This window comes from Micromonospora sp. NPDC049060 (assembly GCF_040649055.1).
In the GTDB taxonomy this organism is placed as follows: Bacteria; Actinomycetota; Actinomycetes; order Mycobacteriales; family Micromonosporaceae; genus Micromonospora; species Micromonospora reichwaldensis.
Genome location: NZ_JBEZEV010000036.1, coordinates 18,884 through 39,982, shown reverse-complemented (window position 1 = coordinate 39,982; position 21,099 = coordinate 18,884). Strand labels below are relative to the sequence as shown.

Below are 21,099 nucleotides of genomic sequence, written 5' to 3'. Positions count from 1 at the left end.
GTGCGTCAGACGAGGCCGTTGACGATGTCGGCGACCGAGCGGCGACGACCGGTGTAGAACGGGATCTCCTCCCGAACGTGCCGGCGAGCGCCGGAGGCCCGCAGGTCACGCATCAGGTCGACGATCCGGTGCAGCTCGTCGGCCTCGAACGCGAGCATCCACTCGTAGTCGCCGAGCGCGAACGAGGCGACCGTGTTGGCCCGCACGTCCGGGTAGCCGCGGGCCATCTTGCCGTGCTCGGCGAGCAGCTCGCGCCGCTCGGCGTCCGGCAGCAGGTACCACTCGTAGGAGCGGACGAACGGGTAGACGCAGACGTAGGAGCGCGCCTCCTCGCCGGCCAGGAACGCCGGGATGTGGCTCTTGTTGAACTCCGCCGGCCGGTGCAGCGCCATCTGCGACCAGACCGGGGTGAGCGCCCGACCCAGCGTCGTGCGGCGGAACCGCAGGTACGCGTCCTGGAGGTCGTCGCTGGACTCGGAGTGCCACCAGATCATCAGGTCGGCGTCGGCGCGCAGCCCCGAGACGTCGTACGTGCCGCGGACGACCACGTCCTTGCCGGCCAGCTCCGCGAAGAGCGCCTCGACCTCGCCGGTGACGTTGTCGCGCAGCGACGGCAGCGGGCTGGTGGCCCGGTACACCGACCACATCGTGTAGCGGATGCTGTCGTTGAGCTCCCGCAGCCGGGCCGCGTTGGTCTGCTCGGTCATGTCCCCGGTCCTCCCAGTGCTGTGATGATCTCCTCGGCCGCCGTCTCGCCGGAGCGGACGCAGATCGGGATGCCCACCCCGTCGTACCCGGCGCCGGCCAGGACCAGGGTCGGGTGGCTCGCCCGCAGGGCCGCCCGCGCGGCGGCCACCCGGTCGGCGTGCCCCGGGGTGTACTGCGGCAGCGACCCGCCCCAGCGCTGCACGTGGCCGGCGACCGGTGCGGGCAGCGGCACGCCGAGCACCGCCGACAACTCCCGGTGCACGGTGGCGGCCAGGTCCTCGTCGGTGCGCTGCACCTGCCGTTCCTCGCCGTAGCGGCCCACGGAGGCGCGGACGAGCGCCAGCCCGTCGGTGCGGCGCAGGTGGCCCCACTTGGTGGTGAAGAAGGTCGACGCCTTGATCAGCAGACCCTCGGTGCTCGGCACCAGGAAGCCGGACAGCTCCGGCAGTTCCGGCTCGGGCAGCGCCAGGGTGACAAGCGCGACGCTGGCGTAGTCCAGCCCGCCGACGCCCTCGGCCACCTGCGGGGCCGGGCCGCCGAGCAGCCGGGCCGCCGGGCGGGCCGGCACGGCCAGCACCACGGCGTCGACGTCGACCGACTCCGCCTCGCGGGTGGGGCCGACGGTCAGCCGCCACCCGGCACCGGTCGGGGTCAGCTCGCGCACCGCCGCGCCCCGCCGGATCGTCGCCCCGCTGGCCGCCGCCGCAGCCTCGACCAGCGTGCTGAGCCCGCCGGCCAGGGTGCCGAAGACCGGCGCCCCCGGCGCGCGGGGGGCCGCGGCCTGCGCGGCGCGCACCGCGCCCACCAGGGTGTGCTCCACCCGGGCGGACCGGGCCAGCGCGGGCATCGTGGTGGTCAGGGAGAGGTCGTCGGCCCGGCCGGCGTAGACGCCGCCGAGCATCGGGTCGACCAGCCGGTCGACCACCTCGTCACCGAACCGGGCCCGCACCAGCGCCCCGACGGAGACGTCCTCGTCCGTGCCGAGCAGCGGACGGCCGGCGTCGACGTCGGCGTCCGCCGCCGGCCGCGCGACCGTGGCCACCCGCTCCAGGTCCCCGGGTACGCCGACCAGCGTGCCGCCCGGGATCGGGCGCAGCCCACCGTCGACCAGGAGCGCGGCCTGCCCGACGGTGGGGTGCACGATCCGCTCGCCCAGGCCGAGCCGGCGGACCAGGGCCACGGCGGCGGACTCGCCCCCGGCCGGGTCGCGCATCAGGAACGACTCGGCGCCGAACTCCACAGGTGAGCCGGCCAGCTCCCCGGTGCGCAGTTTGCCGCCGAGCGCGCCGGACTGCTCGTACACCGTGATCTCGGTGCCGGCGGGAGCGCGGTCGCGCAACCGGACCGCGGCGGCCAGCCCGGCGATCCCGCCGCCGACCACCGCCACCCGCCACGGCGCCCGCATGCCGCTCAGCCCCGGTCGCCCGACTCGGCGGACAACTCGTGCACCAGGGCGACCACCCGGGTCAGCACGTCTGGGTCGGTCTCCGGCAGCACCCCGTGCCCCAGGTTGAACACGTGCCCGGGGGCGGCCCGGCCCTGCTCCAGGATCCGCCGCACCTCGGCCTCGACCACCGGCCACGGCGCGAACAGCACGCACGGGTCGAGGTTGCCCTGCACGGCCCGCTCCGGACCGATCCGCCGGGTCGCCGCGTCCAGCGGCGTACGCCAGTCGACGCCCACCACGTCGGCGCCGGCCTCGCCCATCGCGCCGAGCAGCTCGCCGGTGCCCACGCCGAAGTGGATCCGGGGCACGCCCGCGTCGGCCAGCCCGGCCAGCACGCCCGCCGAGTGCGGCAGCACGAAGCGGCGGTAGTCGGCCTCCGACAGCGCGCCGGCCCACGAGTCGAAGAGCTGCACCGCGGAGACCCCGGCGGCCACCTGCACCCGCAGGAACTCCAGCGTCACCTCGGCCAGCCGGCCGCAGAGCGCGTGCCACAGCTCCGGCTGGCCGTACATCATCGCCTTGGTCTTCGCGTGGGTCCGCGACGGGCCGCCCTCGACCAGGTAGCTGGCCAGGGTGAACGGCGCGCCGGCGAAGCCGATCAGCGGGGTGTCGCCCAGCTCGGCGACGAGCATCCGGACCGCCTCGTCCACGTACGACACGTCGTCGCGGGTGATCGGCCGGATCCGCTCCACGTCGGTCAGGGTGCGCACGGGCTCGGCGACCACCGGGCCGGTGCCGGGCACGATGTCCAGGTCCACCCCGGCGGCGGCGACCGGCACCACGATGTCGCTGAACAGGATCGCGGCGTCCACGCCGTGCCGGCGTACCGGCTGGAGCGTGATCTCGGTGACCAGGTCGGGGCGGCGGCAGGACTCCAGCATCGCCACGTTGGCCCTGATCGCGCGGTACTCCGGCAGCGACCGGCCGGCCTGGCGCATGAACCAGACGGGGGTGTGCGGGCCAGGCTGACGCCGGCAGGCCCGGACGAAGGGCGAGTCGGCCGGTCCGCCGGGGCGGGGGTCTTCGTCTCGGGCGTCGGCGCCCGTCGTCGTGGTGCTCATCGCGGCCATCGTGCCACGGGGGACGCGACCGGCAGCGGGCAGCGCCGCCTTTTGTGACCCGGGTCAGCCCGCTGGCGGCGGACACCCACGGGACACCCGCTCCGGGCGGTAGCGGCGGGACCGGCCGGGCGGTGGCGGCGGCCCCGGCCGGGCGGTAGCGGCGGGACCGGCCGGGCGGTAGCGGCGGGACCGGCCGGGCGGTAGCGGCGGGACCGGCCGGGCGGTAGCGGCGGGACCGGCCGGGCGGTGGCGGCGGCCCCGACGTCAGACGGCGTCGGCGCGCCTCTCGGGCAGGCGGGCGGCCGGCGGCATAGGCTGCCGGCATGGCCCCCCCGATCGCGCTCCCGGAGACCTTCGCCCGCGCGGTCACCGGGCTGCGGTCCGCGGCGCCCCGGTCGGAGATCGTGCTGGAGGAGGTCGGCGCGCCGCAGCGGCTCGCCCCGTACGCCTTCGCGCTCTCCGCCACCGTCCTGCGCGACGGCGAGGAGGTGGCCTCCGGGCGGCTCATCCTGCTGCACGACCCGGCCGGCCACGAGGCGTGGCAGGGCACCCTGCGGCTGGTCACCTACGTGACGGCGGAGCTGGAGGTCGACCTGGCCGCCGACCCGCTGCTGCCGGGGGTGGGCTGGACGTGGCTGACCGACGCGCTCGAGGCGCAGGACGCGGAGCACCGGGCGATCGGCGGCACCATCACCCAGACCATGTCGACGCGCTTCGGCGACCTGGCCGGGCCGCCCGCCGCCGGCGACATCGAGATCCGCGCCTCCTGGACGCCTGTCGACGACGACCTCGCCCCGCACCTGCTGGCCTGGTGCGCGCTGCTGGCCTCGACCGCCGGGCTTCCCCCGCCCGGGGTGACCGCGCTGCCGGAGCGTCGCCCCGCTGGCGCGGCCTGACCCCGCGACGGGTCACCTCACAGATACTTCTCGGCCTCGTTGCAGACCTTGTCCATGCCCTGGATGGCCCTGTCGTAGGCCGCCTTGTTGCCGTTCGCCGCCGCGGCGAGCGCGGTGGTGAGCTTGTCGAGGCAGTTGGCGATGACCTTCTTCTGCCGGGCCTGCTCGTCCCGGTCGTTGCGGGTGCCGGTGAGGTCCTGCTCGGTGTCGCCGAGCTTGTCCCGGACCGCCTGGAGGTCGGTCTTGAGCTTCTCGATCTCCTTGCCGTTCGCCGTGATGGTGCCGTCGCGCTGGCTGACCTCGCTGGCCATCTTCTTCTCGGTCCGGTCCAGCTCGTTGGTGGTCGACACGAACAGGCCGGTCATCACCCCGCCGAGGACGAAGAGCAGCCCGGCCACGACCGCCAGGACGAGCACCTTGTGGCTCTTGCGGGGGCCGCCGGGCGCGGGGGCGCCGAAGGGCGGGGCGGAGCCGGGCGGGGCGGACATCGGCTGTCCGAAGGCCGGGCCGGAGGCCGGGGGGACCGACATCGGCTGCCCGAAGGCCGGCCCGCCGGAGGCCTGACCGGCGTGGGGCGACGCGCTGCCGGGGCCGTAGCCGGGCGACGCCGGCGGAGCCGACTGCGGGTAGCCGGAGGGCCCGGCCGGCGGCGCGGACTGCGGGTAGCCGGCGGACGGGGCCGGGTTGTACTGCTGCGGCGCCGGGGCGTACTGCTGGCCGGCGTCCTGCTGTTCGGGCGTGTACGGGCGCGGGCTGCCGTAGGTGGTGCCGTGCGGGGCGCCGCCCGACGGCGGCTGACCGGGCGCGGCCGGCGGGTACGGCGGGTAGCCCTCCGGCCCGGTCGGTGGCTGGGACATGTCGTTCTACCTCCACGGGTGCTGGTCCGGGCGCGTGAGCGGCCGGGCCGAGGGGGTGGGTTGGGCGCTGACGGGGTCAGCAGATCTTGAAACCGTCGCAGGCGACCTTGATGGGTACGGCGAGACCGATCCCCTCGGCGTTGCGGGCCTTGGCGGTGGCGATGCCGACGACCTGCTTGCTGCCGTTGATGACCGGGCCGCCCGAGTTGCCGGGGTTGATCGGGGCGTCGAACTGGATGACCGGGCCCTCGCCGCCGCCGGCCTCGCGGAAGGCGCTCACCACGCCGGTGGTGACGCTGTCCTCCAGGCCGAGCGGCGCGCCGACGACCACGATCTGCTGCCCGGACTTCACCGCGGCGGGCGCCGCGACCAGGCCGGTGAACTTGCCGTTGGTCCGCAGGTGGGCGACGTCGTTGGCCTCGTCGACGCGCACGATGGTCGCCGGGAAGCGCTGGTCGGTGCGCTCCAGGAAGACCTCCCGCTCGCCGGTCTGCCAGAGCGCGTCCACCACGTGGTAGTTGGTGAACAGGTTGGTGCCCCCGCCCGCGGCCGGCTTGCCGATCGCGAAGGCGGTGCCGGTGGAGTTGCCGGCCCGGACGCGGAACACGCTGGGCAGCACGGCGCTGGCCACGGCCTCCGGGTTGAACGCGGCGCCGGCCTGCTTCTCCAGCGCCCCCGCCCGGGACTCCAGGCCGTCGAGCCGGGTGCCGTCGGCCGCCTGCGCCGCCGCCACCCTGCTGTCGGTGTCGCCAAGCCGGTTCGAGAGCCGGTTGATCTGGTACGCCTGCACGCCCGTCACCACGGCCAGCAGGCCGGCGAGCACGAGCGCGGTGACGGTGAGCCCGCGCCCCTTCGTCGCCGGCACCGGCCCGGCGGGGTACGGCTGGCCCGGCCCGGGGCCCTGGGGGTGGCCGTGGGCGGACGGCTGGCCGGGGACACCCGGCGGCGTCGACCCGGACGCGGGGGGCCAGCCGGGCCCCGGGGTGGCCCCGGGCGGCGTCGACGGGCCCGGGGTGGTGGACGGCGCGCCGCCGTGTCCCCAGCCGCCGGCGGCGGGCGCGGCGGGGGCGGGCGCGTTGGCCGGGGCCGCGCCCCACTGGCCCGGCTGCGCCGGCGGCGACCAGGCGGGGCGGGGGGCCGTGGGCTGCCCGGGGGCGCCCGGCGGCAGGTACGCGGAGCCGACCGGCTCGATCCGGGGCGGCAGTGGCCCGGGGCGGGCCGTCCCCGGCGGGAACCCGCCGTCACCCGGTCCCGCCGGGCCCTTGTCCGCCGACCCGTAGCCAGTCATGATCGCCTTGCCCTCCCCGTAGACGCCCCGCTCCGCACGCGGACCCTGATGATGCCGTACCCGCGCAACGGCCCGATGGACCGTACCTGCGTCAACGGGCTTTGTCTTCCCCTATGTCCGGCCCCGGAAGGACATCCGGCGGTCGCCCGGCGACACACACCGGACCGGCTTCACCCACCGCGTCGTGTCGCGCACTAGGGTTGTCAGGTGACCGACGAACCACCCCTGCGCCGTCGGCCCGCCGAAAGCCGTACGGGAAACGATGCGCACCACCCGCCGTCGGCCCGACCGGAGCCGGAGGCCGCGGGGACCGAACCGACCGCCGACGGGCCCGTTCCGCTGACCGCCCCGCGCGAGGGCACACCCCAGCCGGCGGCGACACCCGGCGAGCTGGACGACGTCGTGGCCCGCTTCGCCGCAGGCACCGGCCCCGTCGCCCTCGACGCCGAGCGCGCCTCCGGCTACCGCTACAGCCAGCGGGCCTACCTGGTGCAGCTGCGCCGGGCCGGTTCCGGCACGGCGCTGATCGACCCGCTGCCGCTGCCCGACCTGAGCGCCCTCGACACGGTGATCGGCGAGGCCGAGTGGGTGCTGCACGCCGCCAGCCAGGACCTGCCCTGCCTGGCCGAGCTGGGGCTGCGGCCCCGCCGGCTGTTCGACACCGAACTGGCCGCCCGGCTGGCCGGATTCGAGCGGGTCGGCCTCGCCGCGCTGACCGAGCAGCTACTCGGCTACAGCCTGGAGAAGCACCACTCGGCGGCCGACTGGTCGAGCCGCCCGCTGCCGGAGTCCTGGCTGACCTACGCCGCGCTCGACGTGGAGATGCTTGTCGACCTGCGCGACGCGCTCGACGAGGAGCTGGCCCGGCAGGGCAAGTCCGCGTGGGCGGCGGAGGAGTTCGCCGCGCTGGTGCGCACCGGCGCCCGGCCGCCGAGGGTGCGGGCCGAGCCGTGGCGCCGCACGTCCGGCATCCACCGGGTGCGCGGCGCGCGGGCCCAGGCCCGCGTCCGTTCCCTCTGGTACGCGCGGGACCAGATCGCCGCGCGGCGCGACGCCGCCCCGGGGCGGGTGCTGCCGGACTCGGCCATCGTCGCGGCGGCGGAGCTGGATCCGAGGGACGAGAAGACCCTGCTCACCCTGCCCGGCTTCGGTGGCCGCTCGGTGCGCCGGCTGGCCCGCACCTGGCTCGCCGCGCTCGACGACGCGCGGCATCTGCCCGAGGACGCGCTGCCGGTCGCCCCGACGGTCGAGGGTCCCCCGCCGCCGCACCGCTGGGCGGAACGGGACCCGGTGGCGGCGGCCCGGCTGGCCCGCTGCCGGGAGGTGGTGGTCCGGATCGCCGGCGCGCACCAGCTGCCGCCGGAGAACCTGATCGCCCCCGACTCGATCCGCCGGCTGGCGTGGGTGCCCCCGGAGGAGGTCACGGAGGCGGCCGTCGCGGAGACCCTCCGGGGTTTCAACGCCCGCGAGTGGCAGATCGCCCTGCTCCTTCCCGCCCTCACGGAGGCCCTCACCGATCCGCCCCCCGCCCCTTGACCCGGCGGTGTGGGGTGGGCCACACGGGGGCGGGTGCCAGTGTTGGTTACTGGCGAGTAGCATCCGGAGGAACACGCCCGTGCCGGCGACCTTCGTCCGGTCCGTAGTGCCGCCTGCCGGCACCCAGGCCGGATCAGGTCGAAGAGGAGGCTCAAGTGCCCCGTGAAGTTCGGGATGTCGTCTTCGTCGACGGCGTCCGTACCCCGTTCGGCAAGGCGGGTGGCATGTACGCCAACACCCGCGCCGACGACCTGGTGATCCGCTGCATCCGCGAGCTGCTGCGCCGTAACCCGCAGCTGCCGCCGGAGCGGGTCGAGGAGGTCGCGATCGCCGCCACCACCCAGATCGGCGACCAGGGCCTGACCATCGGCCGGACCGCCGCCCTGCTGGCGGGCCTGCCCAAGACCGTCCCCGGCTTCGCGATCGACCGGATGTGCGCCGGCGCCATGACCGCGGTGACCACCGTCGCCAGCGGCATCGCCATGGGCGCCTACGACGTCGCGATCGCCGGCGGCGTCGAGCACATGGGCCGCCACCCGATGGGCGAGGGCGTCGACCCCAACCCGCGGATCGTCGCCGAGAAGCTCGTCGACCCGTCCGCGCTGGTCATGGGCGCGACCGCGGAGAACCTGCACGACCGGGTCCCGCACATCACCAAGGCGCGCACCGACGCGTTCGCGCTCGCCTCGCAGCAGAAGACCGCCAAGGCGTACGCCAACGGCAAGCTCCAGGACGACCTGGTGTCCGTGGCGGTCCGCGACGAGGAGAACGCCTGGGGCATGGCCACTGTCGACGAGGCCCCCCGGGACACCTCGCTGGAGAAGCTCGCCACCCTGAAGACCCCGTTCCGCCCGCACGGCAAGGTGACCGCGGGCAACGCGGCCGGTCTGAACGACGGCGCCACCGCCAGCCTGCTCGCCTCCGAGGACGTGGCCCGCGAGCTGGGCCTGCCGGTCGCCATGCGGCTGGTGTCGTTCGGCTTCGTCGGCGTCGAGCCCGAGGTGATGGGCGTCGGCCCGATCCCGTCGACGGAGAAGGCGCTGCGCCTCGCCGGCCTGACCATCGACGACATCGGCCTGTTCGAGCTGAACGAGGCGTTCGCCGTGCAGGTGCTCGCCTTCCTCGACCACTTCGGCATCGCCGACGACGACCCGCGGGTCAACCCGTGGGGCGGCGCGATCGCCATCGGCCACCCGCTCGCCTCCTCGGGCGTGCGGCTGATGACCCAGCTCGCCCGGCAGTTCGCCGAGCACCCCGAGGTCCGCTACGGCGTCACCGCCATGTGCATCGGCATCGGCATGGGCGGCACGGTCATCTGGGAGAACCCGCACTGGGAGGGTGGAGACAAGTGAGCGCGCTCGCCGCACCGAACGAGGTCGTCACCCGGGCGCTGCTGCGCCAGGTGAACGTACCGGGGCTGGACCGGCCGGCCGCCCTGATCACCCTCGACAACGGCTTCGACCACACCAAGCCCAACAGCTTCGGCCCGGGCGGCCTGACCAGCCTGGACGAGGCGATCACCGCCGCCCTGGCCGCGAACCCGGCGTTCGTCGCGGTCACCGGCAAGCCGTACGTCTTCTGCGTGGGCGCGGACCTCACCAGCCTCCCGCAGCTCGCCGACCGCGAGCAGGCCCTGGAGATCGGGCGGCTCGGCCACCGGGTCTTCGCCCGGCTCAAGGACAGCGAGGTCCCGACCTTCGCCTTCGTCAACGGCGCGGCGATGGGTGGCGGCCTGGAGCTGGCGCTGCACTGCCACTACCGGACGCTCTCCGGCGGTGCGGCGGCGCTGGCCCTGCCCGAGGTCTTCCTCGGCCTCGTCCCGGGCTGGGGCGGCACCCAGCTGCTGCCGAACCTGATCGGCATCCCGGCGGCGACCCAGGTGATCATCCAGAACCCGCTGATGCAGAACAAGATGCTCAAGCCGAAGCAGGCCGCCGAGATGGGCATCGCGGACGTGCTGCTGGAGCCGGCGGACTTCCTGGAGCGGTCCCTGGAGTGGGCGGCCGGCGTCGTCCGGGGCGAGGTCACCGTGACCCGGCCCGAGGTCGACAAGGACATGTGGGCGGGCGTGCTCTACTTCGCCCGGCAGACCCTCGACCAGCGGCTGCACGGCGCGGTCCCGGCCGCGTACAAGGCGCTGGACCTGCTGGAGACGGCGAAGGACGCCGACTTCGCCACCGGCACCGCCGCCGAGGACGAGGCCCTCGCGGACCTGGTCTTCTCCGAGGAGCTGCGCAGCGGCCTCTACGCGTTCGACCTGGCGCAGCGGCGGGCCAAGCGGCCGGCCGGCGCGCCGGACAAGGGGCTGGCCCGCCCGGTCACCAAGGTGGGCATCGTCGGCGCCGGCCTGATGGCCAGCCAGCTCGCCCTGCTCTTCGCCCGCCGCCTCCAGGTGCCGGTCGTCATGACCGACCTGGACCAGGCCCGGGTCGACAAGGGCGTCGGCTACGTGCACACCCAGATCGAGAAGGCCGTCAGCAAGGGCCGGATGGACAAGGGCACGGCCGCCAAGCTGTACGGCCTGGTCAGCGGCTCTGTCGACAAGGGCGCCTTCGCCGATGCCGACTTCGTCATCGAGGCGGTCTTCGAGGATCTCGCCGTCAAGAAGCAGGTCTGGGCCGAGCTGGAGAAGATCGTCAAGCCGGAGGCGGTGCTTGCCACCAACACCTCCTCCCTGTCGATCACGGCGATGGCCGAGGAGCTGGAGCACCCCGAGCGGGTGGTCGGCTTCCACTTCTTCAACCCGGTCGCGGTGCTGCCGCTGCTGGAGATCGTCCGGGGCGAGCGCACCGACGACGCCACGCTCGCCACCGCGTTCGCGGTCGGCAAGCAGCTGAAGAAGTCCTCCGTGCTGGTCTCCGACGCCCCGGCGTTCGTGGTCAACCGGCTGCTCACCCGCTTCCTCGGCACCGTCTTCGCCGCCGTGGACGCGGGCACCCCGCTGGACGTGGCCAACAGCGCGCTGGACCCGCTGGGCCTGCCGATGCGCCCGCTCGCCCTGCTCCAGCTCGTCGGGCCGGCCGTCGCCTACCACGTGGGCGGCACCCTGCACGCCGCGTTCCCGGACCGCTTCGGCGTGAGCGAGAACCTCAAGCGGATCGCCGACTCCGGTCAGCCGATCGTCGTCGACGACCAGATCAACGACGAGGTGGCCAAGCTGCTCGTGGTGGGCGACCAGCCGCTGACCGCCGAGCAGGTGCGCCAGAACGCGCTCGACGCGCTGGCGCAGGAGATCCGGCTCATGCTCGACGAGGGCGTCGTCGCCGAGGCGCAGGACATCGACCTGTGCATGATCCTCGGCGCGGGTTGGCCGTTCCACCTGGGCGGCATCACGCCGTACCTGGACCGGACCGGCACCTCGGAGCGGGTCACCGGCCAGCGGTTCCTGCCGCACGGGGTGGCCAGCCTCCCCGCCTGATCCACACCGCCCCCCGCGTTCGCGGTGGTTGCCCCGTCCAGCTTGGATGGAGGTGGCCACCGCGTTCGTCGTTGCGGCCGATACGGTCGGGGTCGGGACAGCGGTAGCGTGCCGTGGCTGGCTACGATCACCCGTTCGCACCCTCGCCTGGAGCTGATCATGTCCTCACCGCCGGTCGATCCCTGGTCCGGGCAGCCGGAGCACGACGCCCACTACGACTTCCATCCGCCGCGACCGGACGGTTACCCGGCACCGCTTGCGGATGGCTGGGCCTCCCCGCCGGGCGGGCAGCCGCCGGCGGGTGGCGGCTGGCCCACCACACCGCACCCCCACCCCCCGCAGGCCCAGCCGCACCCCGGACCCACCTCCGCCCAGCCGTACCCGGGGCCCACGTCCGCCCAGCCGTACCCGGGGCCCACCTCGGGCCAGCCGTACCCCGGTCCCACGTCGGCCCAGCCGCACCCCACCCAGCCGTACGGTGGCTATCCCGTGACGCCGCAGGGCGGGTTCCCGGCCAGCCCGTACGCCGGCTACCCGCCGCCCCCTCCCGGCGCGGGCCGACCGGCGAGGCCCCACCAGCTGGTGCTGTCCCTCGGCATCGTCGGGCTGCTGGTGCTCTGCCTCGGCGGAGGTGGCATCGCCTTCCTCGCGTACGAGGGCGATCAGGGCGCCGACCCCAGGCCCACGCCGACCGCGTCCCCGACCGCGGCGGCGCCGAGCGCCACGCCGAGCGCCGACACCTCGTCCGAAGCCTCCCCGTCGCCGGAGTCCAGCGACGCCCCGCAGATCAGGGTCGTCACGCCGGAGACCCTCGGGGGCCGTCCGAAGAGCACCGAGCCGACCCTGCGGAAGGCCGCCGACGACATGGTCCGCGAGCTGCGGTCCTCGGTACGCGGCGAGACCGGCGTCGCCGGTGCCTTCTACGGCAGCGCCGACGAGCGAAACATGGTCATGGTGATCGCCGCCAGCACCTTCGTGCTCAACCCGGAACGGGAGCTCGACGACGCGGTCAAGGGCATCTCGAAGGACCTGGCCGTCAAGCGGTTGACCACCATCGCGCCCGGGCCGCTCGGCGGCCTGGCCAAGTGCGGCGACGGCGAGTCGGCCGGCGTGCCGCTGGGCGTCTGCGCGTGGGCCGACCACGGCAGCGTCGGGCTCATCGTGATGTTCTTCTCCTCCTCGGCGGCCACGGCGGCGGAGTTCGTCGCCTTCCGCAGCCAGATCGAGCAGAAGTACTGACCGGCACCCGCCCGGTGCGCGCCGCCGTCCACGACCGACGCGGGGCGTCGGGCGTGGCCGGGGCCGCACGAATCACCATCTCCCTCGCGCAGACCCGGAGCTGACCGATGTCCTACCCACCCGCCAACTCCTACCCGCCGCCGGACGGCGGGGGCGGCCCGTACGGCTCGTACCCGCCGCCACAGCCCGGCGGATACGGGCCGCCACCGGCACAGCCCGGCGGATACGGACCGCCGCCGTCGCAGGTTGGCGGGTACGGACCACCGCCGGCACAACCCGGCGGGTACGGACCACCGTCCCAAGCCGGCGGGTACGGACCGCAGGCCGGCGCGTACGGGCCACCGCCCTCGCAGCCCGGCGGGTACGGGCCGCCGCCGTACGGGGGCGGGTCGGGGGCGTACGGCGGCCCGCCGGCGCCGCGGAAGTCGAACGCCGGCAAGATCGTGCTGATCTCGCTCGCCGTGGTGCTGGTGCTCTGCCTGGGCGGCGCGGCGATCGTCGCCTTCGCCGTCAAGGACGACGTGAAGGAGACCGTCGACGCCACCCGGACCCGGGTCGTCGCGCCGGCGACCCTCGCCGGGCGGCCCAGGGCGACGGACCCGACCCTCCAGGCCGGCGCCCGGGAGCTCGAGGCGGAACTCAACAAGACGATCCCCGGCGCCAGCAGCACCGTCGGCGAGTTCTACGGCACCCTCAACGGCAAAGACCTCGTGATGATCGCCGCCGCGTCCGGCTTGAACCCGGACCCGGCCAAGACGCTCGAGGACACCATCAGGGGCGCGCGCACCAGCGACGTGCGGCTGGGCGAGATGAAGACCGTGGATCCGGGGCCGCTCGGCGGCGAGGCCAAGTGCGGCGACGCCAAGGCGCAGGACGTGCCGCTCGGCGTCTGCGTGTGGAGCGACAAGGGCAGCGTCGGCATGGTCATCGTCTACTTCAAGACGGGCCAGCAGGCCCACGCCGAGTTCGCCACCATCCGGGGACAGGTCGAGCAGAAGTCCTGACCCGTACGGCAGCGCGGGGGCCCGCCCACGACGGTGGACGGGCCCCTTTCGCGTCAGCCCGCCGTGGCGGCCCGCTCGGCGGCGCTGCGCAGCACGCAGAACTCGTTGCCCTCCGGGTCGGCGAGCACCACCCAGCCCGAACCGTCGGGGCGGCGCTGGTCGGCGACCTGGGTGGCACCGATGCCCACCAGGCGCGCGACCTCCTCGTCCCGGGTCCGGTCCGTGGGCTCCAGGTCGAGGTGGAGGCGGTTCTTCACCTCCTTGCCGTCCGGCACCGCGACGAAGAGCACCTCCGGTCCTCCCGGGGGCAGCAGCATGGCCTCCGGGTCGCCGGGGAAGTCGTCCGGCTGGCGGGGGCAGTCGAAGACCTGCGCCCAGAAGCCGGACAGCGCGTACGTGTCGCGGCAGTCGATGCAGACGTTGTGGATCCGTGCGCTCACGGGTGTTCCTCCTCGATGGTCGTACCCGCCCGCTCCGTCGCGCCGACGCCGAGCATCCGCTCGGCCTCCCGCGTTCGGGTCCGGCCGGCCGGTTCGAGACGGAAGCGCGCCCGGTCCTTCACCGACCCGGCCACGGGGACCTGTGGGAAGAAGACGTGCGGGGTGGTGCCGTCCGGCGCTGGCAGCGCCGCCTCCGGACCGCCGGGGGCGTCGTCGGCGTGCCGGGCGTACCCGGGCAGCGCCGGCCAGGAGCCGGAGAGGGCGTAGGTGTCGTGACAGTCGAAACTGCTGTTGTGGATCCGTGGATACACGGAGTTCCTCCGCTGGGGATGAGGCGCCCCGCGTGCGTGAGGGTCAGCCGGCGAGACGGGGCGCGGAGATCATGACGGTGAACATCGACGCACCCCCCTCCGGTTCTCGAGCTGACGCCGTGATCCTTCCATCGGGCCCGTACTCCCCGCAACCCCGGGGTGGCCCGTCACCGCCGGGCGGCCGGCTCCTGGGCGGTGACCGCCGGGGCCGCCTCCGCCGCCGGCAGGGTCACCGTGACCTCCAGCCCGCCACCGGTCTGGGCGACCACCTTCACGGTGCCGCCGTGCGCGTCGCAGACCGCCCGCACGATCGAGAGCCCGAGGCCGGAGCCGCGCGCGCCGGTACGCTCCCGGCCGCCGCGCCGGAACGGCTCGAACAGGCCGGGCACGTCGGCCTGGTCCACCTCGAAACCGGTGTTGCCCACCACCAGCCACGACCGGCACCCGTCCGACCCGGTACGCACCCAGACCCGGCCGTGCAGGTGGTTGTAGCGGATCGCGTTCTCGATCAGGTTGCCGGCCAGCCGGTCCAGCAGCCCGGGATCGCCGACGACCGGCGCTGACTCCAGCGAGGTCTGCACCCGCAGCTTGATCCGCTCGACCTCCCGGCGTACCGCCGACAGGGCGTTGGCGGTGCCGGCGGCGAGGTCGCACTCGGTGCGGCGGCCCAGCCGGCGACCCGCCTGGGCCTCGCTGCGGGCGAGCACCAGCAGGGCGTCGACCAGCCCGTTGGCCCGCTCGGAGGCGTCCCGGACCACGGTGGCCATCCGGCGGTACTCGGCGGCGTCCGCCTCGTCGTCGCTGAGCGTCACGTCGATCTCGGTACGCATCACCGCGAGGGGGGTCCGCAGCTCGTGCGAGGCGTTGGCCACGAAGCGCTTCTGCGCCTCGAACGCGGCGGCGATGCGGTCCAGCATCTCGTCGAAGGTCTCCGCCAGCTCGGCCACCTCGTCGTCGGCGCCCGAATAGCCGATCCGCTGGTCCAGGGTGGTCTCGCCCAACCGGCGGGCGGTGGCGGTGACCTGGTGCAGCGGGCGCAGCGCCCGGCCGGCGACCGCGTACGCGCCGGCCACCCCGACGACGCTGATCGCCAGCAGCGCCACCAGGCCCTTGACCAGCAGCTCCGCGCTGGCGGCGTCGACCAGTTGGCGCTGCCACTGCGCGGCGTCCAGCGACCGGCCGTCCGCCAGCACCACCACGGTGCCGGGCAGCAGCTCGTCGGTCGGGCGCAGCGCGTCGCGGACCAGCAGCCAGGCCAGCAGCACCAGGATCGCGCCCGCGCCGACAAGCAGCACCCCGTTGAGCAGGGTCAGCCGCAGCCGCAGCGTGGGCCGCAGCCGGGCCCGCCGGTTCGCGGCACCAGCCTTCGTCCGCGACTGCGGGGCTCGCAGGACCGGCTCACTCCTCGCGCTCACAGCGCCACCTTCGTTCGCGACTGCGGGGCTCGCAAACCCGGCTCACTCCTCACGCTCACAGCGCCCCCGCCCCCGCCTCCGCCGTGCGGTAGCCCGCACCGACCACCGTCTCGATCAGCGGCGGGTCGCCGAGCTTCTTGCGCAGCGTCATCACGGTGACCCGGACGATCGTGGTGAACGGATCGGTGTTGGCGTCCCAGACCCGTTCCAGCAGCTCCTCGCTGGAGACCACCGCGCCGCGCGCCTTGAGCAGCTCGCAGAGCACGCCGAACTCCTTGTTGGTCAGGTCGACCGGCTGGCCGCTGCGGGTGGCCACCCGGCGGGCCGGGTCGAGGACCAGGTCGGCGAGTTCGAGCACCGGCGGCGCGGCCGGGGTGGCCCGCCGGCCGAGCGCCTGCACCCGGGCGACCAGCTCGTCGAAGGCGAACGGCTTCGGCAGGTAGTCGTCCGCGCCGAGTTGCAGCCCCTCCACCCGGTCGGCGACGGTGCCGCTGGCGGTCAGCATCAGCACCCGGGTGAGCGTGCCGGAGGCGGCCAGCTCGGCGCAGATCTGGTCACCGTGCACGCCGGGCAGGTCCCGGTCGAGCACCACCACGTCGTACCGCGTGACGAACGCCATCTCGTGGCCGCTGTCGCCGTCGTAGGCGACGTCCACCGCCATCCCCCGCTTGCGCAGCCCCCGCGCGATCGCGTCGGCGAGGTTGCGCTCGTCCTCGACCACCAGTACCCGCATCCCGGCCTCCTCGCCCCTGACCACCCACAACCTAGTGCCGGCAGCCAAACCGGGCCGCACCCGCCGTCCCGGCCCGACCCCGTTGCAGAAAACCTTCGTCGTACGCAATGCTGCTGGCGGCAACCTTCACGACGGACGGGAAGACGCATGACCGACGCGGCGCCGACGATCCGACGGGACGTCACCTACCGGGGCTTCCGCCTTCCCGGCGACGCCGGGCTGGGCAGCCTGTCCGGGCTGCGCGCGGGCGGACGCGGCCTCGAACTGGCCGACCCGGCCGACCGGCTCGACCACACCGACGCCGACGGCCGCACCCGCCGGTACGCGGCCGGCAGCTGGACGTCCCCGCCCGTGCCGGTCGGCTTCGCCGTGCGCGACGTGGTGCCCTCGTGGACCGGGGACACCCCCGGCGACTGCTGGCTGCGGGTGGAGCTGCGGGGCTGGCACGACGACGCGCCGGCCACCGGGTGGTACGTCCTCGCCGACTGGGCGGCCGACGACCACGCGATCCGCCGGACGTCCGTGCCCGGGCAGCGCGACGCCGACGCCCGGGTGGACACGGACACGCTGGTGGTGACGGACGCGACCGTCACCGGCTGGCAGGTCCGGGTGACCCTGCTCCGGCCCGAGGACGCCGACACGACCCCGGTGCTGCGCGCGGTCGGGGCGGTCGCCGCGGGCCCGCGCCCGACGGCAGCGGTCGGGCCGTCCCGGCCCACCGCAGCGGGCTCCCCGCCGGTGACGGCCGGGCCCGCCCCGGTCACCGGGCCCGGGTCCCGCGCCCCGGGTCCGGCCCCTGCCGGTGGGTCCGCCGCGACGGCGCCGGCCGCCTGGGGCACGGTGCTGGACGTGCCGCGCTACTCGCAGCGGCTGCACGCCGGCACCCACCCGCAGTGGGGTGGCGGCGGGGACGCCTGGTGCAGCCCCACCTGCACCTCGATGGTGCTGGCCTTCTGGGACGCCGCCCCGGCCCCGACCCGGTACGCCTGGGTGGCTCCGGCCGGCCCCCGCCCGGTGGTGGTGCACGCCGCGCGACACTGCTACGACCACGCCTTCGCCGGGGCCGGCAACTGGGCGTTCAACACCGCGTACGCGGGCCTGCACGGGGTGGACGCCTTCGTCACCCGGCTGCGGTCGCTGGCCGAGGCGGAGGCGTTCGTGGCCACCGGCATCCCGCTGATCGTCTCCGCCGCGTTCAAGTCTGGCGAGGTGCCCGGGTTGGACTACGACACCGCCGGGCACCTGATGGTGCTGGTGGGCTTCACCGCCATGGGCGCGCCGGTGCTCAACGACCCGTACGCCCCGGACGACGACGCGGTGCGCCGGACCGTCGACCGGGACCGGTTCGAGGCCGCCTGGCAGGGTGGGAGCGGCGGGGTGGCGTACGTGCTCCGGCCGCCCGGCGTGCCGCTCCCCCCGGCGCCGGAGCAGCCCAACTGGTGATCCGGCGGCGTCCACGCACCGGACGCGCGGCGGCTCAACCGGGATAGCGCCAGACGCCGAGCTCGCCGGTCTGCAGCCGGCACACCACCGTGTCGGCCCGGCTGCGGCAGTCCCCGGACGCGCCGCGGAGCACGTCCAGCACCCGGGCCCGGCCCTCGGCGACGTCCAACTCGGCGACCACCACCCCGCCACCGGCGGCGGCCGGCCGCACGGCCAGGATCCGTTCGTCGGCGTGCCAGGTCATCAGCTGCCAGCTGCCCAGGTCGGCCACTTCCCGACCGGTGGCCGCGTCGAGCACGCCCAACCGGTCGCCGAGGGGCCCGGGCGCGACCGCCAGGAGCCGGCCACCCTGTGCCGACAGCACCCCGAACCACCGCCCGCCGACCCACCGGAGCGCGCCGGTCGCCGGGTCGAGCGCGACGAACCTGTTTCCCCCGGGCACGCACAACAGCTCGCCGCACTCGGTGACGTGCTCCACCATGGGGACGCGCGCCTCCCACCGCCGCCGCAGCCCGTCCAGCCCGTAGGCGGTCACCATGCCCGCCGTCGGCCGGACGACCAGTAGCAGGTCGTACGCCACCACCACGTGCCCGGAGGCCTCGTCGAGGCCCAGGTCCGCCGAGTGCACCAGGGCGCCGGAGCGGGGGTCGCGCACCTCGACCCGCCCCTCGGCGGGGACCAGGACGATCCGCTCGACCCGCCCGTCGCGGAGACTGTACGTCGCGCCCCCGCGCGTCGTCGGCACCGACCAGAGGGCCCGCCCGGAGGCCGGATCCACCGACCGCACGGCGCCGCCCTCCTCCCCGCCGGTCTGCATCAGCAGGATCCCGGCCGGGTCCCACCAGGGGTAGCCGGGCTGCCGCCAGAGCCCGCGGCCGGTCGCGGCGTCCAGGGCGATCGTCTGCCCGTCGTCCTGGTCCCCGGTGACCGAGAAGAGCACCGACCCCGGCCCGGTCTGGACCTGCCAGAACCGGCCCGCCCCCGCGACCCGGGAGCGCCACACCGGGGTGGGCGGGGCGGCGTCGGCCGGCGCCCGCTCGGGCAGGGCGTACGCCCGCACCTCGACGGTCCCCTCGGGCTCCCCCTCGGCCGGCTCGACGACGTAGAGCCGGTCGCCGTGCAGGAACGCCTCCGACCCGAGCCGGGCCGGCACGACGAGCCCGACCCGGGCCGGCACCGGGGCGGCCGCCGCCACGGTGGCCACGAGGAACGCGAGCGCCAGCGCGACCCGCACCGGGCGGCCGACGGCGCGCGGCGGGCGGGGCGGCGGCGCCTCGCGGCCCGGCTCGTCGCGTACCTCGCCGAGGTCGATGAGCGTCACGTGGCGTCCTCCCCGTCACACCGTGGCCTCCGGCGGGCCGGCAAATCGACCGTGGGGGCACCGGCTGAGGCAAAAGCGACGCCGGAGCGCCTGTACGATGGCGCGTCGTGGCTGTGCCGGTGGTTGATCCCTCGCTGAACTCCGTCTCCGAGCCCGTCGCGGGCGAGCCGACGCGCCGGCCCCGGCGCAGGCCCTCCCGCGCCGACGTACTGGCCATCGGAGCCTATGTCCTGCTCGGCGTTTTCGTGTGCCTGAACTACTGGGTCGACGTGCAGAACCGGGTGTCGTCGCACCTGCCCACCGACCACAGCTGGTTCGAGTGGCTCTTCTCGCACGGCGCGTACTCGGTGCGGCACCTGGAGAACCCGCTGTTCACCGAGCGGCAGAACGCCCCGGACGGGGTGAACATGATGGCGAACACCTCGCTGCTCGGGGTGACGCTGCCGCTGGCGCCGCTGACCATGCTCCTCGGCCCGCAGGTCATGTACGCGCTCTACCTGGGCGGCGCGCTGGCCGCGACCGCCGGCACGTCGTACTGGATGCTGTCGCGGCACCTGGTGCGCTCGCGCGCGGCGGCCTTCGTCGGCGGCGCGTTCCTCGGCTTCGCGCCGGGCATCGTGCACCACGCCAACGGCCAGCCCAACTTCGTCTCGAACTTCCTGCTGCCGCTGATCGTGGTGCGGGTGCTCCGGCTCGGCGAGCCCGGCCGGTGGCGGCGCAACGGCGTCGTGCTCGGCCTGCTGGTGGCGTACCAGATCTTCATCAACGAGGAGATGCTGCTGCTCACCGCGCTGGCCTGCCTGGTCGTCGTGCTCGCGTACGCGATCATGCGGCCGGCGCGGACGCGGGCGGTGGCCGGCACCTTCGCCGCCGCGCTCGGCGTGGGCGGCGCTCTGGCGCTGCTGCTGACGGCCTACCCGATCTGGTTCCAGTTCAACGGCCCGCAGTCCTACCGGGGATTGCAGGGCGGGGTGTTCCACAGCTGGGGCGAGGACCTGGCCGCCTTCGTCACCTTCGCCCGCGACACCGTGGCCGGCGACGAGGCGGTGGAGAAGACCATCGGCCTGACCGAGCAGAACACCTGGTTCGGCTGGCCGCTGGTGCTGCTGTCGCTGGTGGCGCTGGTGCTGCTGGTCCGCCGCTCGCTCGCCGCCCGCATCCTCGCGGTGCTGGTGGTGGTCTTCACGGTGGCCTCGATCGGCCCGAAGGTGCGGATCAACGGGGTGGAGACGGAGACGGACGGCCCGTGGGCCTACGTCTCCGACGACCTGCCGCTGGTCGAGATGATGATGCCGACCCGGCTGGCCCTGGTGGTGGCGGCGGCGCTCGGCGTGCTGCTCGCCCTGGCCTGGGACACCGTCGCCGGCAGCGGCCGCCCGCCGGTGCCGGCCCCCCGCGCCGGCTCCGACGGCGACGACCGCGCGGCCGGCGCCGACGCCGCCGGGCCGCGCCGCCGCTGGCTCCGGCCGGTCGGGTACGCGGCCGTCGCGCTCGCCGTGCTGCCGCTGTTCCCGCGTCCGCTGCCCGCGGAGCCCGTCGACCCGCCGCCGCACTTCATCACCGCCGGCGGCTGGCGCCCGTACGTGCCGGAGGGCCGGACCCTGGTGCCGGTGCCGATCCCGAGCAACGTGCACGGCCTGCCCACGCTGCGCTGGAGCGCGCTGACGCAGCACGCGTTCCCGATCCCGGGCGGCTACTTCATCGGGCCGAACGAGCTGGGCGAGGGCGTCTTCGGCGCGCCCAACCGTCCGACCAGCACCCTGATCTACTCCACGATGGACAAGAACGCCGTCCCCGCGCTGACGGAGGAGAACCGCCGCCAGGCCGTCGAGGACCTGCGCTTCTGGCGCGCGTCCGTGGTGGTCCTCGGCGCGCATCCCCGCGAGACGGTCCTGCGCGAGCTGATGACCGCGCTGATCGGCCCGCCCCAGCGCGTCGACGACGTGTGGCTCTGGGACGTCCGGCCGCTCGTCGGCTGAGCC

At 75.0% G+C, this 21,099-nt stretch carries 18 protein-coding genes; 8 read left to right on the top strand and 10 right to left on the bottom strand.

The window, feature by feature from the left end:
• Positions 1 to 5: 5 nt before the first annotated feature.
• From hemQ to hemE, 3 genes are read right to left on the bottom strand one after another with little or no spacing between them, the layout of a single operon-like run.
• Positions 6 to 707 (bottom strand): hydrogen peroxide-dependent heme synthase, encoded by a 702-nt coding sequence (hemQ, locus tag AB0B83_RS15595; protein WP_357578771.1) that lies wholly within the window; start codon positions 705 to 707, stop codon positions 6 to 8.
• Entirely contained in the window at positions 704 to 2,113 is a 1,410-nt protein-coding gene (hemG, locus tag AB0B83_RS15590; protein WP_357578770.1) for a protoporphyrinogen oxidase, read from the bottom strand. Before hemG ends, hemQ begins: the two co-directional genes overlap by 4 nt.
• Before the next feature lie 5 nt (positions 2,114 to 2,118).
• The gene (hemE, locus tag AB0B83_RS15585; RefSeq protein WP_357578769.1) at positions 2,119 to 3,216 is read right to left on the bottom strand and encodes a uroporphyrinogen decarboxylase; all 1,098 of its coding nucleotides are present in this window, start codon (positions 3,214 to 3,216) and stop codon (positions 2,119 to 2,121) included.
• A gap of 323 nt (positions 3,217 to 3,539) precedes the next feature.
• Between hemE and AB0B83_RS15580 the strand changes: the two genes are divergently transcribed.
• Complete coding sequence (locus AB0B83_RS15580; RefSeq protein WP_357578768.1) at positions 3,540 to 4,112, top strand: DUF3000 domain-containing protein; 573 nt, start codon at positions 3,540 to 3,542, stop codon at positions 4,110 to 4,112.
• 17 nt (positions 4,113 to 4,129) lie between these two features.
• On the opposite strand, the gene AB0B83_RS15575 is transcribed toward AB0B83_RS15580, so the two are convergent.
• Together AB0B83_RS15575 and AB0B83_RS15570 are read right to left on the bottom strand one after the other, a co-directional pair.
• Positions 4,130 to 4,969 carry a hypothetical protein gene (locus tag AB0B83_RS15575; RefSeq protein WP_357578767.1) on the bottom strand — a complete coding sequence of 280 codons (840 nt, stop codon included), beginning with the start codon at positions 4,967 to 4,969 and terminating at the stop codon, positions 4,130 to 4,132.
• Positions 4,970 to 5,045: 76 nt separating this feature from the next.
• Positions 5,046 to 6,257 carry a trypsin-like peptidase domain-containing protein gene (locus tag AB0B83_RS15570; RefSeq protein WP_357578766.1) on the bottom strand — a complete coding sequence of 404 codons (1,212 nt, stop codon included), beginning with the start codon at positions 6,255 to 6,257 and terminating at the stop codon, positions 5,046 to 5,048.
• 207 nt (positions 6,258 to 6,464) lie between these two features.
• On the opposite strand from AB0B83_RS15570, the gene AB0B83_RS15565 reads away from it, so the two are divergent.
• The 5 genes from AB0B83_RS15565 to AB0B83_RS15545 all read left to right on the top strand — a co-directional run bounded on the left by AB0B83_RS15565 (position 6,465) and on the right by AB0B83_RS15545 (position 13,454).
• Entirely contained in the window at positions 6,465 to 7,793 is a 1,329-nt protein-coding gene (locus AB0B83_RS15565; RefSeq protein ID WP_357578765.1) for a ribonuclease D, read from the top strand.
• A 155-nt stretch (positions 7,794 to 7,948) separates the two neighbouring features.
• Positions 7,949 to 9,145: a thiolase family protein gene (locus tag AB0B83_RS15560; RefSeq protein WP_151457454.1), complete on the top strand. Its 1,197-nt coding sequence runs from the start codon at positions 7,949 to 7,951 to the stop codon at positions 9,143 to 9,145.
• Positions 9,142 to 11,211 carry a 3-hydroxyacyl-CoA dehydrogenase NAD-binding domain-containing protein gene (locus AB0B83_RS15555; RefSeq protein ID WP_357578764.1) on the top strand — a complete coding sequence of 690 codons (2,070 nt, stop codon included), beginning with the start codon at positions 9,142 to 9,144 and terminating at the stop codon, positions 11,209 to 11,211. The genes AB0B83_RS15560 and AB0B83_RS15555 overlap by 4 nt, the downstream gene beginning before the upstream one ends.
• Positions 11,212 to 11,370: 159 nt before the next feature.
• On the top strand, positions 11,371 to 12,450 hold the full coding sequence (locus AB0B83_RS15550) for a hypothetical protein (protein WP_357578763.1): 1,080 nt from the start codon (positions 11,371 to 11,373) through the stop codon (positions 12,448 to 12,450).
• A 107-nt stretch (positions 12,451 to 12,557) separates the two neighbouring features.
• The gene (locus AB0B83_RS15545; protein ID WP_357578762.1) at positions 12,558 to 13,454 is read left to right on the top strand and encodes a hypothetical protein; all 897 of its coding nucleotides are present in this window, start codon (positions 12,558 to 12,560) and stop codon (positions 13,452 to 13,454) included.
• 53 nt (positions 13,455 to 13,507) lie between these two features.
• On the opposite strand, the gene AB0B83_RS15540 is transcribed toward AB0B83_RS15545, so the two are convergent.
• The 4 genes from AB0B83_RS15540 to AB0B83_RS15525 all read right to left on the bottom strand — a co-directional run bounded on the left by AB0B83_RS15540 (position 13,508) and on the right by AB0B83_RS15525 (position 16,353).
• Complete coding sequence (locus AB0B83_RS15540; protein WP_151452467.1) at positions 13,508 to 13,894, bottom strand: VOC family protein; 387 nt, start codon at positions 13,892 to 13,894, stop codon at positions 13,508 to 13,510.
• Positions 13,891 to 14,205, bottom strand: a complete 315-nt coding sequence (locus AB0B83_RS15535) for a VOC family protein (RefSeq protein WP_357578761.1) — start codon at positions 14,203 to 14,205, stop codon at positions 13,891 to 13,893. The genes AB0B83_RS15540 and AB0B83_RS15535 overlap by 4 nt, the downstream gene beginning before the upstream one ends.
• Before the next feature lie 167 nt (positions 14,206 to 14,372).
• A complete protein-coding gene (locus AB0B83_RS15530; RefSeq protein ID WP_151452474.1) occupies positions 14,373 to 15,542 on the bottom strand; it encodes a HAMP domain-containing sensor histidine kinase in 1,170 nt (389 codons plus the stop codon).
• Between the two features lie 133 nt (positions 15,543 to 15,675).
• Positions 15,676 to 16,353, bottom strand: coding sequence for a response regulator transcription factor (locus AB0B83_RS15525; RefSeq protein WP_357578760.1), 678 nt, complete (start codon positions 16,351 to 16,353; stop codon positions 15,676 to 15,678).
• A gap of 147 nt (positions 16,354 to 16,500) precedes the next feature.
• Here AB0B83_RS15525 and AB0B83_RS15520 point away from each other — a divergent pair, with 147 nt between their 5' ends.
• On the top strand, positions 16,501 to 17,796 hold the full coding sequence (locus tag AB0B83_RS15520; RefSeq protein ID WP_357578759.1) for a C39 family peptidase: 1,296 nt from the start codon (positions 16,501 to 16,503) through the stop codon (positions 17,794 to 17,796).
• Between the two features lie 34 nt (positions 17,797 to 17,830).
• Here AB0B83_RS15520 and AB0B83_RS15515 read toward each other — a convergent pair whose 3' ends face one another.
• The gene (locus AB0B83_RS15515) at positions 17,831 to 19,117 is read right to left on the bottom strand and encodes a PQQ-binding-like beta-propeller repeat protein (RefSeq protein ID WP_357578758.1); all 1,287 of its coding nucleotides are present in this window, start codon (positions 19,115 to 19,117) and stop codon (positions 17,831 to 17,833) included.
• Between the two features lie 119 nt (positions 19,118 to 19,236).
• Here AB0B83_RS15515 and AB0B83_RS15510 point away from each other — a divergent pair, with 119 nt between their 5' ends.
• Complete coding sequence (locus tag AB0B83_RS15510; RefSeq protein WP_357578788.1) at positions 19,237 to 21,096, top strand: glycosyltransferase family 87 protein; 1,860 nt, start codon at positions 19,237 to 19,239, stop codon at positions 21,094 to 21,096.
• Positions 21,097 to 21,099: the final 3 nt, after the last annotated feature.